This is a genomic window from Paraburkholderia sp. BCC1885, assembly GCF_900996235.1.
Classification (GTDB): domain Bacteria; phylum Pseudomonadota; class Gammaproteobacteria; order Burkholderiales; family Burkholderiaceae; genus Paraburkholderia.
This window is the reverse complement of record NZ_CAAJGM010000211.1, coordinates 1-14,695: the sequence shown is the minus strand read 5'-3', so window position 1 is coordinate 14,695 and position 14,695 is coordinate 1. Positions and strand designations below refer to the sequence as shown.

General features: G+C 62.4%; 12 protein-coding genes, 1 tRNA gene and 2 riboswitches. Of the genes, 7 read left to right on the top strand and 6 right to left on the bottom strand.

Translation table 11 applies throughout. From position 1 onward, the window contains the following. Nucleotides 1–73 precede the first annotated feature (73 nt). The 5 genes from gcvP to FQ755_RS22900 all read right to left on the bottom strand — a co-directional run bounded on the left by gcvP (nucleotide 74) and on the right by FQ755_RS22900 (nucleotide 6,764). A complete protein-coding gene (gcvP, locus tag FQ755_RS22920; RefSeq protein WP_144157308.1) occupies nucleotides 74–3,004 on the bottom strand; it encodes an aminomethyl-transferring glycine dehydrogenase in 2,931 nt (976 codons plus the stop codon). Nucleotides 3,005–3,091: 87 nt separating this feature from the next. Next, nucleotides 3,092–3,472 (bottom strand): glycine cleavage system protein GcvH, encoded by a 381-nt coding sequence (gcvH, locus tag FQ755_RS22915; RefSeq protein ID WP_144157307.1) that lies wholly within the window; start codon nucleotides 3,470–3,472, stop codon nucleotides 3,092–3,094. A 63-nt stretch (nucleotides 3,473–3,535) separates the two neighbouring features. Then, nucleotides 3,536–4,654 carry a glycine cleavage system aminomethyltransferase GcvT gene (gcvT, locus tag FQ755_RS22910; RefSeq protein WP_144157306.1) on the bottom strand — a complete coding sequence of 373 codons (1,119 nt, stop codon included), beginning with the start codon at nucleotides 4,652–4,654 and terminating at the stop codon, nucleotides 3,536–3,538. Nucleotides 4,655–4,738: 84 nt separating this feature from the next. Further along, nucleotides 4,739–4,900, bottom strand: a riboswitch (glycine riboswitch). Between the two features lie 45 nt (nucleotides 4,901–4,945). Beyond that, nucleotides 4,946–5,048: riboswitch (glycine riboswitch) on the bottom strand. 140 nt (nucleotides 5,049–5,188) lie between these two features. Then, nucleotides 5,189–5,536: a hypothetical protein gene (locus FQ755_RS22905; protein ID WP_144157305.1), complete on the bottom strand. Its 348-nt coding sequence runs from the start codon at nucleotides 5,534–5,536 to the stop codon at nucleotides 5,189–5,191. 175 nt (nucleotides 5,537–5,711) lie between these two features. Continuing rightward, nucleotides 5,712–6,764, bottom strand: coding sequence for an oxidoreductase (locus tag FQ755_RS22900; RefSeq protein ID WP_144157304.1), 1,053 nt, complete (start codon nucleotides 6,762–6,764; stop codon nucleotides 5,712–5,714). Nucleotides 6,765–6,953: 189 nt separating this feature from the next. On the opposite strand from FQ755_RS22900, the gene FQ755_RS22895 reads away from it, so the two are divergent. After that, the gene (locus FQ755_RS22895; RefSeq protein WP_144157303.1) at nucleotides 6,954–9,038 is read left to right on the top strand and encodes a UvrD-helicase domain-containing protein; all 2,085 of its coding nucleotides are present in this window, start codon (nucleotides 6,954–6,956) and stop codon (nucleotides 9,036–9,038) included. 119 nt (nucleotides 9,039–9,157) lie between these two features. On the opposite strand, the gene FQ755_RS22890 is transcribed toward FQ755_RS22895, so the two are convergent. Further along, nucleotides 9,158–10,069 (bottom strand): c-type cytochrome, encoded by a 912-nt coding sequence (locus FQ755_RS22890; protein WP_144157302.1) that lies wholly within the window; start codon nucleotides 10,067–10,069, stop codon nucleotides 9,158–9,160. Between the two features lie 280 nt (nucleotides 10,070–10,349). On the opposite strand from FQ755_RS22890, the gene FQ755_RS22885 reads away from it, so the two are divergent. The 6 genes from FQ755_RS22885 to FQ755_RS22860 all read left to right on the top strand — a co-directional run bounded on the left by FQ755_RS22885 (nucleotide 10,350) and on the right by FQ755_RS22860 (nucleotide 14,669). Next, nucleotides 10,350–10,425 (top strand) — tRNA-Arg (locus FQ755_RS22885). A 233-nt stretch (nucleotides 10,426–10,658) separates the two neighbouring features. Beyond that, nucleotides 10,659–11,594 (top strand): hypothetical protein, encoded by a 936-nt coding sequence (locus FQ755_RS22880; RefSeq protein WP_144157301.1) that lies wholly within the window; start codon nucleotides 10,659–10,661, stop codon nucleotides 11,592–11,594. A 193-nt stretch (nucleotides 11,595–11,787) separates the two neighbouring features. Next, on the top strand, nucleotides 11,788–12,297 hold the full coding sequence (locus FQ755_RS38260; RefSeq protein WP_260858804.1) for a helix-turn-helix transcriptional regulator: 510 nt from the start codon (nucleotides 11,788–11,790) through the stop codon (nucleotides 12,295–12,297). Then, complete coding sequence (locus FQ755_RS22870) at nucleotides 12,294–12,917, top strand: hypothetical protein (RefSeq protein WP_144157300.1); 624 nt, start codon at nucleotides 12,294–12,296, stop codon at nucleotides 12,915–12,917. Before FQ755_RS38260 ends, FQ755_RS22870 begins: the two co-directional genes overlap by 4 nt. Then, the gene (locus tag FQ755_RS22865) at nucleotides 12,910–13,260 is read left to right on the top strand and encodes a hypothetical protein (protein ID WP_144157299.1); all 351 of its coding nucleotides are present in this window, start codon (nucleotides 12,910–12,912) and stop codon (nucleotides 13,258–13,260) included. Before FQ755_RS22870 ends, FQ755_RS22865 begins: the two co-directional genes overlap by 8 nt. After that, a complete protein-coding gene (locus FQ755_RS22860; RefSeq protein WP_260858803.1) occupies nucleotides 13,260–14,669 on the top strand; it encodes a YfjI family protein in 1,410 nt (469 codons plus the stop codon). The genes FQ755_RS22865 and FQ755_RS22860 overlap by 1 nt, the downstream gene beginning before the upstream one ends. Nucleotides 14,670–14,695 lie beyond the last annotated feature (26 nt).

Sequence of the window (14,695 nt, the reverse complement as noted above, 5' to 3'; positions counted from 1 at the left end):
TCCCGGGCACGAGCGACAGGACCACACGCCGCTTCAAGGTGGCGTGTGGTTCAGGACAGTCGCTAAAGTGGCTTTACTCGTAATCCGCGATCGGCACGCACGAGCAGAACAGATTGCGGTCGCCATACACGTTGTCCGCACGGCCAACCGGCGGCCAGTACTTTTTCGCGATCAGCGACGGCAGCGGGTACGCCGCGGTTTCACGCGGGTAAGCGTGCTTCCAGTCATCCGCAATCACCACGGCCGCTGTGTGCGGCGCGTGCTTCAGCGGATTGTCTTCACGATCCAGACGGCCTTCCTCGACGGCGCGGATTTCCTCGCGGATCGCCGTCATGGCTTCGATGAAGCGATCGAGTTCTTCCTTCGATTCCGATTCGGTCGGCTCGACCATCAGCGTACCCGGCACCGGGAAGCTCATGGTGGGCGCATGGAAGCCGTAGTCGGCGAGGCGCTTGGCGACGTCGTCGACGGTGATGCCGCTCGAGTCCTTGATCGGACGCAGATCGAGAATGCACTCGTGCGCGACCAGCCCACCGGGGCCCGAATACAGCACCGGGTAATGCGGCGCCAGTTTGTTGGCGACGTAGTTGGCGTTGAGGATCGCGGTCTCGGTGGCGGCGGTGAGGTTCTTCGCGCCCATCATCGCGATGTACATCCACGAAATGGGAAGAATCGATGCGGAGCCGTAGGGCGCGCCTGAAACCGCGCCGATACCTTGCGGTGCGCGCTCGTAGCCCGACGAGGTCTGATTGGGCAGGAACTGCGCAAGGTGCGCGCCGACTGCCACCGGACCGACACCCGGTCCGCCGCCGCCGTGCGGAATGCAGAACGTCTTGTGCAGATTCAGGTGCGAGACGTCGCCTCCGAACTGGCCCGGCGCGCACAGGCCGACCATCGCGTTCATGTTGGCGCCGTCCACATAGACCTGGCCGCCATGCGCATGCACGATCTCGCAGATTTCGCGCACGTTCGCTTCGAACACGCCGTGCGTCGACGGATACGTGATCATGATTGCCGCGAGCTTGTCCGCATGCTGCGCGGCCTTCGCCTTCAGGTCTTCAATGTCGACGTTGCCTTGCGCATCGCACGCCACCACGACCACCTGCATGCCGGCCATCTGCGCCGACGCCGGATTCGTGCCGTGCGCCGAAGCGGGAATCAGACAGACATTGCGATGCCCCTCGCCGCGCGACGCGTGATACGCGTGAATGATCAGCAGACCGGCGTATTCACCTTGCGAGCCGGCGTTCGGTTGCAGCGAGACCGCCGCGTAACCGGTTGCCGCCACCAGCATCTGTTCGAGCTGATCGATCATTTCGCGGTAGCCGACGGTCTGCTCAGCCGGCGCGAACGGGTGAATCTGACCAAACTCGGGCCACGTGACCGGCAGCATTTCCGAGGTCGCGTTCAGCTTCATCGTGCAGGAGCCAAGCGGAATCATCGAGCGGTCGAGCGCCAGATCCTTATCAGAGAGACTGCGCAGGTAGCGCAGCATTTCCGTCTCCGAATGATGGCGGTTGAACACATGGTGCGTGAGGTACGCGCTGGTACGTTGGAGCGCGGCCGGCACGGCGCTTTCGCCGGGCAGTTCGGCGTCGAGCGCGTCGATTTGCGGCACGTCGCTCGCGGACGCCGCTTGCGCGAACGCGGCCAGCAGGTCGGCGAGATCGTTGCGCGAGGTGGTTTCGTCAATGGAAATGCCGACGCGCGTTTCGCTCACGCGGCGCAGATTGATGCGCCGGGCGGTTGCCGCGTCGTGCAGCGCTTGCGTGCGGGCGCCGGTGTCGAATGTCAGCGTGTCGAAGAAGGTTTCGTTGACGAGCGTGTAGCCGAGCTTTTTCGCGCCCGCGGCGAGCAGCGCGGCGATGCGGTTCACGCGCAAGGCGATCGTCTTCAGACCATGCGGGCCGTGATACACCGCGTACATGCTGGCCATGATGGCGAGCAGCGCCTGCGCGGTACACACGTTCGAGGTCGCTTTTTCGCGACGGATGTGCTGTTCACGCGTTTGCAGCGCGAGACGCAGCGCGGGCTTGCCTTGCGCGTCGACGGTGACGCCCACCAGGCGGCCCGGCATCTGACGCTTGAATTCGTCGCGCACGGCGAGGTATGCCGCGTGCGGACCGCCGAAGCCGACCGGCACGCCGAAGCGCTGCGTATTGCCGACGGCCACGTCCGCGCCCCATTCGCCCGGCGGCGTGAGCACGGTGAGCGCGAGCAGGTCGGCGGCGACGACCACGTGGCCGCCCGCTGCGTGGATGGCGTCAGCGAGCGCGCGATAGTCGCGCACATCGCCGTTCGCGCCCGGATATTGCAGCAGCACGCCGAAGGCGTTGGCGTTCGCCGCATCCGCTGCGGGGCCGACCTTCACCTCGATGCCGACCGGCGTGGCGCGTGTCTTCACCACTTCGATGGTTTGCGGCAGCACGTCGTCGGCGACGTAGAACACGTTCGACTTCGGTTTGCCCACGCGCTGCAGCAGCGTCATCGCTTCGGCGGCGGCGGTGGATTCGTCGAGCAGCGACGCGTTGGAGATGGCGAGGCCGGTCAGGTCGATGATCATCTGCTGGAAATTCAGCAGCGCTTCGAGACGGCCTTGCGAGATTTCCGGCTGATACGGCGTGTAAGCCGTGTACCACGCCGGATTTTCGAGCACGTTGCGCAGAATCACCGTGGGGGTGTGCGCGTTGTAATAGCCCTGCCCGATATACGAGCGGAACACCTGGTTCTTGTCCGCCAGTTCACGCAGCGCGGCGAGCGCTTCGGCTTCACTCTTCGGTTGGCCGAAGGGGCCGAGCGGCAGCGCCTCGGTGCGGCGGATCGTCTGCGGAATCACGGCGTCGATCAGCGCGGCGCGCGAGGCGAAGCCGAGGGCTTCGAGCATCGCCTGCTGGTCGGCCGAGTCCGGGCCGATGTGCCGTTCGGCGAAGGCGTCATGCACTTCGAGCGCGGCAAGCGAGAGAGGAGTGCGGTTCATCAGACGATCCGGGTGTTCGAGCTTCATGGGGTGTTCCTGGCGGTGCGGCCATCCGCGTTCGTCGGATGCCGCACCTTACGGTTTAGAGCGAGTTTTAAAGGCTGGCTTTGAAACTTAGGCGCCGATGGACTTCGTGTACGCGTCGGCGTCGATCAGGCGTTCTTGCGTCGCGCCCGCTGCCGGCTTGATCTTGAACAGCCAGCTTTCATACGGCGCGCTGTTGACGGAGTCGGGCGTGTCGGCCACGGCCGTATTGGCTTCGATGATTTCGCCCGAGACCGGCGCGTAGATATCGGAAGCGGCCTTCACGGATTCGATGACCGCGACGGTGTCGCCGGCGCTGACGGTCTTGCCCAGTTCCTGGACTTCGAAGAAGACGATGTCGCCGAGCGCTTCCTGCGCGTGGTCGGTAATGCCGACCGTCAGCGTGCCGTCCGCTTCGGTGCGGACCCATTCGTGCGATTCGGTGTATTTCAGATCGGCCGGGATGCTCATTGGATGCTCCTGTACGGGGTTCGGTAATTGACTTGAAAGAGGGGCGCGTGCGCGACGGACTGCCTACACGGCCAGCACTTTGCCGTTGCGCACGAATGGCAGTTTTACCACGCTTGCGGGAAGGGCTTTATCGCGGATCTGCACGTGGACGATATCGCCGGGCTTCACGTCTTTCGGCACGCGCGCGAAGGCGATGGATTCCTGCATGGTGGGCGAGAACGTGCCGCTGGTGATTTCGCCGTCGCCGTGCGGCGTGACGACCTTCTGATGGGCGCGCAGCACGCCGCCCGCCTTGCCGTTTTCCTTTTGCAGGATCAGGCCGACGAACGCGGACCGGCAACCGTCGGCTTCAAGTCTGGCCTTGCCGACGAAATCGCGCGGCGAATTCAGATCGACGGTCCAGGCGAGACCGGCGTCCAGCGGCGAGACGTTGTCGTCCATATCCTGGCCGTACAGGTTCATGCCGGCTTCGAGGCGCAGCGTGTCGCGCGCGCCGAGACCGGCGGGGCGGACACCTTGGCGCACCAGCGCGTCCCAGAACTCGCAGACGGACGTGGCCGGCAGGACGATTTCAAAACCGTCTTCGCCGGTATAGCCGGTGCGCGCCACCATCAGTTCGCCGAACGGCGTGCTGTCGATGATCGCCGCGTTGAACGGCTTCAGCAGTTCGGTGGAGGTGCGGGTGGACGGCGCGACTTGCCAGACCTTGTCGCGGGCATTCGGGCCTTGCACGGCGACGATCGCCAGATCGCGGCGCGGCGTGATGGTGAGGCCGTACTGGCCTTCGGCGTTGAGCTTGCCGAACCAGGCGACGTCTTTTTCCGCGGTGGCGGCGTTGACCACCGTGCGGAAATGGGTCTCGGAGAAGAAATAGACGATCAGGTCGTCGATCACGCCGCCTTGCGGGTTCAGCAGGCAGGTGTAGAGCGCGCGGCCCGGCGTTTGCAGCTTGCCGACGTTATTGGCGAGCGCATGCTCGAAAAAGGCGCGTACCCGCTCGCCGGTGAAATCGACGACGCACATATGCGAGACGTCGAACATGCCGGCGTCGGTGCGCACCGCGCGGTGTTCGTCGATCTGCGAGCCGTAGTTGACGGGCATGTCCCAGCCGCCGAAATCGACCATGCGGGCATTCAGCGCGCGATGGGCGGCGTTAAGCGGGGTGTGTTTGAGTTCGGTCATCGGGGCCTCGGGCATTCTCGACGGATAACAAAAAGGCCATGCGGCTCGATCCCTCGCGGCCAAAAGCCTGCGAGCGACGTCGTGCATGACCCCTCTGTCCTCGATACCTGAGAGATTGCGCTGCCGTGCGGGTTTGCAAGTCTTGCCAGACCGTCACGGTGAAACGCGCGCCCCTTCGGTGGGCAGCCTGCCTGGCTCGATGATGGTCGATACCGATGGCTACTGCCGCTCTCCAGAGTGCGAAAAACCGCTGCCTGAGAAGCCCGGACCATGCCGGAATCAGACGGGTTCTTCGACGCGGCCGGTCCTTTTGCCTGAGAGTTTGCGGGTGTGCCCCTTCGGCGGCGCGGCCTGCAAAAAATCTGCGGCCAGCGCGCTCTCCCGACGCGTGCGGCGAATGTACGCGAGGCCCGGAGGCTTGTCAAATGGAGGCTTCAGAGGGAAGCGGGGTGGTGCGATGCGCCTGGCGCGCGCCAAAAAAAAGCGCGGGGATGGCTCCCCGCGCCGGTGCTTTACCCGCGAATGACGGCAGGCTTACTCGCCGATTGCGTGAGCTGCGCCGTCGAGTTCCTGATTCAGCACGCGCTGCTCGTCGCCGGACAGGCCGCCGCCATGCTGCGCGGACATGTCATGCGCTTCGCGGCGGATCTCGTCGAGACGGTGATGCAGTGCACCACCTTCCGGCGGCGGATACGCGCCTGCGTTGACGTGAGCATCGATACGGCGGCTCAGGGTATCCGCACGGCCGTCAACCTGTCTGAGACGCTGAACCGCGATTTCGTGCGGATTCGGTCCCGGCGGCGGGGGCGGCGGCGTTACCACGCAAGCGGCCAGCGAAGAAACCAGCGCGCAGCCAGCCAGCGCACGGATGAAACGTTGCATACCTTACTCTCCTTTGTCTTCGTCGCTTTGGTCGATGGTCAGATCGATACCGGGTAGAAACGGCTGGCCGCCGCTCCCCGCTGACCTGAGATCTGCAATATATTGTAACGGGGTGTTCCTTTCGGAACTGTTGGCGACAGTTACCGGCATGTAAGCTGCGATTTGAGCGGCGATCTCAGTGAATGCGCGCGAACGGCAGACGCCGGCCCTGCGCTTCGCTCTGCGCCGCCAGTTCGATGATGGTCATGACGTCGACGGCATCCTGCGGGCTGACCGGGAAACGTTGGCCGTCGAGGATCGCCGCGGCGAGGGCCTGGTAGAAGCCGGCATAGTCGCCATCGCGGGTGGGCAAGGCGCGCTCGGCTTCCTGATTGTTCGCGTCCAGCACGCGCAGCAGGCCCGCTGCGTTGCCGCCGGCAAAGCCCGCGTCGCCCGGACGCAGACCGGCCCGCAACTGGTCTTCCTGGGTGTCCAGTTCGCGTTTGACGTAGCTGCCGCGCGTGCCGTCGATGGCGAAACGCGGCGGCGCCAGCGCGGCGAGGACGCTGGCGTGCAGCACGACTTCGAGGCCCGCATAACCGAGTTGCAGATGCACGTAATCGGGCGCGCCGTCGCCGTCGCGATACGTCTTGACGGTGGCCGACACGGTGTCCGGCGTGCCGAACAGCGCCAGCGCCTGATCGATCAGATGCGGTCCGAGGTCGAACAGCAGGCCGCCGCCGCGCGACGCTTCCTCGCGCCAGCGCGGCCGCACGTCCGGACGGAAACGGTCGAAGTGCGATTCGTAGTGCGTGACGCGCCCCAGTTCGCCGCTTGCCAGCAGATCGCGAACGGTGAGGAAATCGCCGTCCCAACGGCGGTTGTGAAATGGCGCGAACGTGAGGCCGCGCGCCAGCGCCAGATTGGCGAGCGTGAGGGCCTCGGTGGCGGTCAGCGTGACCGGCTTGTCGACCACCACGTGTTTGCCGGCTTCGAGCGTGCGTCTGGCGAGGTCGAAGTGGGTGTCGTTCGGCGTTGCGATCACGATGCACTGAAGCTCGTCGAGCGCGAGCAGGCCGTCGAGATCGGCCACGATGGTGGCGCGCGGATAGTCGGCGCGGGCCTTCCCGGCGTTGCTGGTGGCAATCGCCGCGACCGTGGCCCGGCCGCAGTGTTCGATCACCGGGGCGTGAAAGGTCGCGCCGGCAAAACCGTAACCCATCAATCCTGTTTTCAGCGGTGCAGACATATGAGTTTCCTGCGAAAAAGACGCGCCGCTTTGCCACCGCGGCGGCGGCGCGCGGCCTGTAATTGTGGCATGGCCGGCGCTCACAAAGACCACCCGGGCTTCGTGTTAACATCGCTCCTCTCGCGCGAACCGGCTCAGCCGGCCAGCCGCCGCAGTTCCCCCCTCAACCGTAAGACCCATCCACAGACGATGTCCGCAGGCCTGAACCCCGCCCAGAACGAAGCGGTGCGCTATCTCGATGGTCCCTGCCTCGTGCTTGCCGGCGCGGGCAGCGGCAAGACGCGCGTCATCACGCAAAAAATCGCCCACCTGATCGAAGTCAAAGGCTTCGAGCCGCGCCACATCGCCGCCGTGACCTTTACCAACAAGGCGGCGGCGGAAATGCGCGAGCGCGTCGGCAAGCTGCTCGAAGGCAAGACGCTGACGACGCCCGGCAAGGAAGGCCGCAAGGTGCCCGTCAATCAGTTGACGGTGTGCACGTTCCACTCGCTCGGGGTGCAGATCCTGCGCCAGGAGGCGGAACACGTCGGCCTGAAACCGCAGTTTTCGATCATGGATTCGGACGACTGCTTCGGCATGATCCAGGAGCAGGTGGGCTCGACGGACAAGGGCTTCATCCGCAAGATCCAGTCGATCATCTCGCTGTGGAAAAACGGCATGATCATGCCGGAAGAGGCGATGCGGATTGCGTCGAACGAGGACGAACATCAGGCTGCGATCGTTTTTCGCAACTACGTGGCCACGCTGCACGCCTATCAGGCAGTGGATTTCGACGATCTGATCCGCGTGCCGGCCGAGTTGTTCGCGAGGAACGAACAGGTGCGCGAGCGCTGGCAAAACAAGCTGCGCTATCTGCTGATCGACGAGTATCAGGACACCAATGCGTGCCAGTACGAACTCGTAAAGCTGCTGGCCGGTCCGCGCGCCGCATTCACGGCGGTGGGCGACGACGATCAGGCCATTTACGGCTGGCGTGGCGCGACGCTGGAGAATCTGGGCCAGCTCAGCAAGGATTTCCCGAAGCTGCATCTGATCAAGCTGGAGCAGAACTACCGCTCGACGGTGCGCATTCTGACCGCCGCCAACAACGTGATCGCCAACAATCCGAAACTGTTCGAGAAGAAGCTGTGGTCCGAACACGGCATGGGCGACACGATCACCGTCACCGGTTGCAACGACGAAGAACACGAGGCGGAATCCGTCGTGTTCCGGCTGTCCGCGCACAAGTTCGAGCGGCGCGCGCAGTTCCGCGATTACGCGATTCTGTATCGCGGCAACTTTCAGGCGCGGATCTTCGAACAGGTGCTGCGGCGCGAGCGGATTCCGTATGTGCTGTCGGGTGGCCAGTCGTTTTTTGATAAGGCCGAGATCAAGGATATCTGCGCGTATTTGCGCCTGATCGCCAACGCCGACGACGATCCCGCGTTTATCCGCGCCATCACCACGCCGCGGCGCGGAGTGGGCAACACGACGCTCGAGGCGCTGGGGTCGTTCGCGGGCCAGGCGAAGGTGTCGCTGTTCGAGGCGGTGTATATGGGCGGCATCGAGGCGCGGCTGTCCGTGCGCCAGGTCGAGCCGCTGCGCACTTTCTGCGATTTCATGCAGCGCCTGACGGACCGTGCGGACAAGGATCCGGCCTCCGAGGTGCTCAACGACCTGATGGACGCGATCCACTACGAGGCCTACCTGTACGACGCCTTCGACGAGCGCCAGGCGCAGTCGAAATGGCAGAACGTGCTGGAGTTTATCGAGTGGTTAAAGCGCAAGGGCACCAAGCCGGAGCCGGCGGCGGGGTCGGAAGCCACCGGCTACGACAACGCCGACGGTCTCGCGGATACCGGCAAGAACCTGCTCGGCCTGATCCAGACGGTCGCGCTGATGTCGATGCTCGAAGGTAAGGAGGAAGATCCCGATGCCGTGCGGCTTTCGACGGTGCACGCGTCGAAGGGGCTCGAATATCCGCACGTGTTTCTGGTGGGCGTCGAGGAAGGCATCATGCCGCACCGCGGGGGCTCGGACGACGCGCCGATCGACGACGCGCGTATCGAGGAAGAACGCCGCCTGATGTACGTGGCGATCACGCGGGCGCAACGCAGTTTGCATCTGAACTGGTGCAAGAAACGCAAGCGCGCGCGGGAGACGGTGGTGTGCGAACCGTCGCGGTTCATTCCGGAGATGGGGCTGGATGAGGCGCCGCCGCCGACGGCGGAAGAGGCGCCGATGTCGCCGAAGGATCGGTTGGCGAGTTTGAAGGCGTTGCTGCAGAAGCCTTGAAGTCAGACGCCCGTCACCCGACGCCCGACGCCAAAGCAAAAATCCCTGCCCGTGCTGGTCGCGACGGTGCAGGGATTTTTGTTTTCCGGCTACTGCGTGCGGCGTAAGGCAGCGCCGTTTTACTTTGCCGCGCCGACCATGTAATCCACGGCGGCCTTCACGTCTGCGTCCGATGCGTTCGATCCGCCCTTGGGCGGCATCGCGCCCTTGCCGTGCAGCGCGTAGTTGTAGATGACGTCCATCGGATCCTTCAGGCGCGGCGCCCAGGCGGTCTTGTCGCCGAACTTCGGCGCGTTGAGCACGCCGGCGGCGTGACAAGCCTGACAGACCTGCTCGTAAAGCGCCTTGCCGGCTTGCGCGTTGTCGGCACTCGGCGCGCCGCCGGCGGGGGCGGCTGCGGGCGCGCTGGCAATGGCGGCGAGCGCGGCGGCGGCCTGCGAGGCCGCCGCGCCTGCGTCCGCGGCGGCGCCGGACGCGGGGGCCGCCGTTGCCGCCGCCGCGCCCGAAGCGGCTTGCGCTGCGCTCGGGACCGGCGGTTCGGCGAAACTGGCTCCTGAATTGTTCGCCATATAGACGACGGCGCGGGCGATCTCGTAGTCGCTGTAGTCGTCCGGGCTGGTGCCGCCGCGAGCGGGCATGGCGCCTTTGCCGGTCAGCGCGGTGTGCCAGAGCGTGTCGAAGCCCTGCGCGATGCGCGGCGCCCAGTCGGCGGAATTGGTGAATTTCGGTGCGCCTGCCGCCCCGGTGGCGTGACAGGCCGAGCAGACCGCCTTGTAGACTTCCTCGCCGGTTTTGTAGACGCGCGGCGCGTTGGCGTCGCGAATGTCGACCTGGGCGAGCGGCGCGATGCGGGCGCTGACTTCGGCGTCGGAGAGACTGTCGGTGCCGGCGCCCGTGCGGGTCCAGTTATCGGCGTAGACCGCGAGCAGGACGATAATGACGATCGGAATAGCGAAACTGGCGACGATCGCAGCAATTAACTGCCCTGGCGTTTTGATCGGGGCTTCGTGATTATTGGGTGCTTCGCTCATGCTTGTCTCGTCTCCCGTGGGTATTGTGAGCGGTACAGCGTGACGGCAACGACCTTATTCTTTATTTAGCCACGGACGATTATAGACGCAGAGTTTCGGCGACGGCGAGCGGCGGCGGGTGGTCTTCAGCGGGCGTTTACCCGTATCGGCGTTGCCGGGCGGCGGGTTGGCGCGGAGCGATGGCGCGGGCTGTTCGGGGCCTTCGGTGGACGGGGTGCGGGAAACCGGGTATCCTCTCGGTCTCGCTTTGGCGCCGCGTTCGTGGCGCTTTCGTGTTGAAGCGCCCGTAGCTCAATGGATAGAGTACTGCCCTCCGAAGGCAGGGGTTGTAGGTTCAATTCCTACCGGGCGCACCATATCTAGCAAGCCTTCCAGCGATTTTTCCTTCCTCCGTATCAGCTTCGTACGGAAAATATACGGAAATTCGTTGTGGGAAAATTCTGGCTGTTTCCCTCTACATACCTTTATTCCATTCCTCGCGCGAAGAACCGGTCGGCGATCCTCTACGTCTGGACTTCGCGGCAGGCTCAAGATCGCGAAGGTTCGGCCGATGTACTAGGTGTTCGAACACACGCTCTGGGGAGGATGGATGCACGCTGCCACCGTTGTTGAGCTGCCCGATGGCGATCCGATTGACTGCCGGGACTTGATCCATGCGATTGCTGGAGCTTTTCTGCCGGTGCCGACAAACGGCGCAAGGGCAATGGCATGTATTGCTGGAAAGATTCTGCATGCGACTGCGGTGAGCTCTGGACAAGAACCGCAGCAGGCCGACTTGTTTGGCAAGGACTCGCCCGCGCCTTCCCTGCTTGCCCAATCGCAGCTTGATCTACCTGAGCCGACTGTTTTTGAATTGCATCTTCCGCAGAAATTGATGCCGGAGGAGATCGTGTGGTTACGGAGCGTGCTTGATGACTTGCCGAGTCTAAGGTGGCCTGTATCTGAAGTTAGGCGGATTGAATTTTTGGACGCTTACCGAAGAGTCGCAGATGGTAGGAATTGGGAGCCCAACGTGTTTACTCCTAGTGAAGTTAAGCTTCGGCGTACGCGACAGGCCCCCTATGTTGACGCACACTGGACTGCTTTGCAGGATGCTTGCGACGAAGGCTTAGTACGTATCTTCGATACGACTGGAATCGCGCTTAAGCGTCTGCATCCGGGGCTGGGCTGCTTAATTTCTCGGCGCCACGCGAAAAGCTATCTTGAGGAGCGAGGTTTTACTCTCAGCGAATCAGCGAATGGTCCGTCTCTTGATCGGGACGGTTCACATGTCGAGCTGCTTGAGTTTGGTGAAACGTCGGCGAAGAGCGAAAGCAAGGTCGGGAAGCCTCGCCTCACTCCTGCAGAAAAAGTAGAGCTTGTTGAGTATTACTATAAGTTAAAGAATTCTGGCATGCCAGACCATACGAAGAAAACAGCCGAGAAATACAAGGTCAGCAGACATACTGTTACTGACCACGTCAAGAAGGCTGCGTTTGCCAAAGAAAAGCAGATAGACCGTCTGCTAGTGACTAGAAAAAAATGACTCCGACTTCTTCTGAGTGGTTCCGACTCGGATCTCCTCAAACGTAGGTGGATCAAGGCAGACAGCGGAGGTCAAAATTTCGCTTGGTCGGAAGTGTATTTCCGATCGGATCTTCATCGCAATCCTGGCGCAAGCTGGGCCACAGAGAACGAGGTTAGGCAGCCCCGTTCTTCAAATCGCGATGGAGAAAATTATGCCAAATATAAAGCAAGCAGTTCCGAAGCAGCAGGGGCCTTCGTCGCCCGATAGCTGTATCGCAGAGTTGATCGAAAGTTTGGTCAATGCGGTAGAGCGTAAGGCAAATGCGCCGACTACGGCTGACGCAGCCGTGTTCCTCACGCGACTGAAAAACCTGGCAAACGTCCAAGGCGTGTCTGCGCGACTGCCCAACATGCCGAATGCCGCCACGTTTGTTGCGCAGGTCAAAGCGGCGGATAGCGCTGGTGATGTATCGGTGGCTACTCCGCCGAATCTTGCTGGCGCAACTATCCAAGCATCCGGTCACGCACGCATTCTGCGGGTCAAGGATCTCGTCAAGCGCATTGGAATTTCACGCGCGTCGCTCTACGTGCTCATGAAGGATCCGACGTTCGTTCGCAAGATCCAGCTAACTGCGCGCACGGTGGGATTTCTCGAATCCGAAGTTAACGAGTGGATTGAGGCTCGTGCAGCCGCCCGTAACATCGCAAAGGAGGCAGCATGACTTTCGTGAAAATGTCTGAGGAACAGGCGGTCCTCTTACGGGCCGTCCAGATGGCGTTCAACATTACGCAGGGTCACCTCGAATACACGGTGTCTGATATCAGTGATCTGCTTGGCTGTTCGATGGAAGTGGCGGCCGGGCTGCGTTATGAACTTATGTTGCAGCGACTCAATAGACATGCTGAGCCCGCGAGCCTTGATAGCCATAGTCGGAAAATCATCATCGATGCGGTGCTCGATACGAGGGGTAAGCTCGATGACCGGATCTACGCATTGCAAGGTGCAGTAAGCAAGAATTTTAATGATCAAACCACGGCGCTGGCCTACGTCATGCGTCAGGTCTCCGACTGCAAAGCCCTGTTGATGGAGATCCGTACTCGCGATGATGACGGCCACTTGATTATCGACTGGCCCATTCGCGAAATCGTCACCGATCAGGTCGGGCAGCTCACAGGCTATGTCGAGGCGTTGCTTCTCGACCAACGCCAAAGCTTGGAACGCCAACACACGGTTCAGCTTGTTTTGCTGAGCAATATCACGGCGCTCGTCGGCCAGATGCAAGGGGTTAAGCATCTCGGTGACCGGGTCGACGTACCGGCGCAAGGAGGCGAGCATGGCTAAAGTCACCACGTCCGAAAACGCAAGGCCAGACCTCGAGGCGATCAAGCGTGCTGTGCGCGAACTTGAATCGCCGAAAGTCAAGCGCGACCGCGAGCGCGCGGAATTATTCGCGGCACTGTATCCGGACATCCGTGATCAGCTAGTCGCGGGTGTTTCCAAAACCGCGATCATCAAGACGTTGGTCGACCTCAGTGTGTCGATCAGCAACCCGATGTTCGAGGAATTGCTGGCTGCCGAAGCAAAGCGTTGTGGCGAGCCGGTGCCGAGCAAGGACACTGAGGCCAGTGATGACGAGTCTGCAGGTGCGCCGCAAGTGGGCGCGAAGGACACGGTGACCGCCTGATGACTCCCCCCGTCTATCCGAACGGCGGGGGCCTTATGCCCTCGCCAAATTTCGGCCCGCGGTTACAGCCTACGAGCTGTCTGCCGGCAGGCTATTGCCCGCCTTCGTTACCGCAAGCTATCAATGCCCTGACGCCAGGCCTGTACCGCGCGGCATGCGAATGTCACTCTATTCGCGGGGCAGGGTATGGAGCCGCGCTTGCCAATCTGCTTGGCAACGTATCGTACGCGGTATCCAGCAATTTCCGCATCCGTGATCGCAACGGCCGATCGATGCCGCTCAGCTTGCATATCCGGTTTGCCGGCGCACGTTTGAGCGGCAAGTCTGAGGCACACGTCCGGTTCAATGCACCTGTCGGCGAAGCGATAAAGGGCTGGAAGAAGGGACGACGGTTTGATAACGTGCTACCCCCAACTTTGCTGCGCAAGATCCGTGCGGGTTCGGTTCTGTCGCTGCTCAGCATGCCGGAAGGGCGTGGCCATCTTGCAGGTCCGCTCAGTCGCTCGTTTCAGGATCTGAGTGACCTGTACGACAGTACTATGCCGCCGTTCGATCGCGCGGATGACGACGATGAGGATCTCGCCGAGCACGCGCCGGACAGCGCAATCTTAGTCACTTGCGTCAACGTGCAAGACGACGCAAACCGCGATTGGCTAGACAAGTATGGTCAAAGCGCCATGGCTTCGGGGTACCTGTTCCGGCTTCTCATGATGGAGACCGATGAACTTGCCATTGAGGGGGCCGGCGAGCAGCAACCGGAATTCGCTCTGCTGGACTACGATCACCGTATCGTTGAGCTGATCGCGAGCGGACGGCTCAAGCTCAAGGAGATGTCGGTTGGTCAGCTTCCGGATATCAAGTTGGAGCCGGATGCCGAGCAGATCCTGCGGCAAGCTCAGGAGCATTTCCGATTCATGGCGAGCGCCGCGCTGTCACCAAGGGATGCGATCGTGTTTGCCGTTCGTCTAGCCGCTAACGCTCGCCGGATCGCTGGCTGCATGCACGTGTTCGAGCGATATGACGGTGCGGTATCGCCCGACACGATGGCCCGAGCTGTGACAATCGCGGAATTCTTCGGAGCGTGCTGGCTTGCAACGGTGTTTCCGCCGAAGCCGGTGCCGGAGGTCGCGCAACGTGGGCTACGACTGCTGGACTCCCTGTGCGGTAGCGCACGCCAAGCCGGACTGCATACGCTGAGCTGTCTGAAGGCCGATGTTGAAGTGGGGGCGCCGAACTTCGGGTGGACCAAGGCTGAAATAGTCGAGGCGATCACCTGGATCTGTGGGCAGGGTTTCGCCCAAGTCGCCACCCGCAGGGAAAACGGTCATCGCGTCATCAAGTTCGAACTGATCGTGAACCCTTGGGCATTCACTTCGGGTTCTCACGGCTATCCACCGCGCCTCGTCTGATCACCTCCGCATGCCCCCTTCGCCGT

Coding starts and splice junctions, on each gene's coding strand:
- gcvT (WP_144157306.1), bottom strand. CDS start 4,654: ATGACCGAACTCAAACACACCCCGCTTAACGCCGCCCATCGCGCGCTG.
- FQ755_RS22870 (WP_144157300.1), top strand. CDS start 12,294: ATGACTTTCGTGAAAATGTCTGAGGAACAGGCGGTCCTCTTACGGGCC.
- gcvH (WP_144157307.1), bottom strand. CDS start 3,472: ATGAGCATCCCGGCCGATCTGAAATACACCGAATCGCACGAATGGGTC.
- FQ755_RS22860 (WP_260858803.1), top strand. CDS start 13,260: ATGACTCCCCCCGTCTATCCGAACGGCGGGGGCCTTATGCCCTCGCCA.
- FQ755_RS38260 (WP_260858804.1), top strand. CDS start 11,788: ATGCCAAATATAAAGCAAGCAGTTCCGAAGCAGCAGGGGCCTTCGTCG.
- FQ755_RS22895 (WP_144157303.1), top strand. CDS start 6,954: ATGTCCGCAGGCCTGAACCCCGCCCAGAACGAAGCGGTGCGCTATCTC.
- FQ755_RS22865 (WP_144157299.1), top strand. CDS start 12,910: ATGGCTAAAGTCACCACGTCCGAAAACGCAAGGCCAGACCTCGAGGCG.
- FQ755_RS22905 (WP_144157305.1), bottom strand. CDS start 5,536: ATGCAACGTTTCATCCGTGCGCTGGCTGGCTGCGCGCTGGTTTCTTCG.
- FQ755_RS22900 (WP_144157304.1), bottom strand. CDS start 6,764: ATGTCTGCACCGCTGAAAACAGGATTGATGGGTTACGGTTTTGCCGGC.
- FQ755_RS22880 (WP_144157301.1), top strand. CDS start 10,659: ATGCACGCTGCCACCGTTGTTGAGCTGCCCGATGGCGATCCGATTGAC.
- gcvP (WP_144157308.1), bottom strand. CDS start 3,004: ATGAAGCTCGAACACCCGGATCGTCTGATGAACCGCACTCCTCTCTCG.
- FQ755_RS22890 (WP_144157302.1), bottom strand. CDS start 10,069: ATGAGCGAAGCACCCAATAATCACGAAGCCCCGATCAAAACGCCAGGG.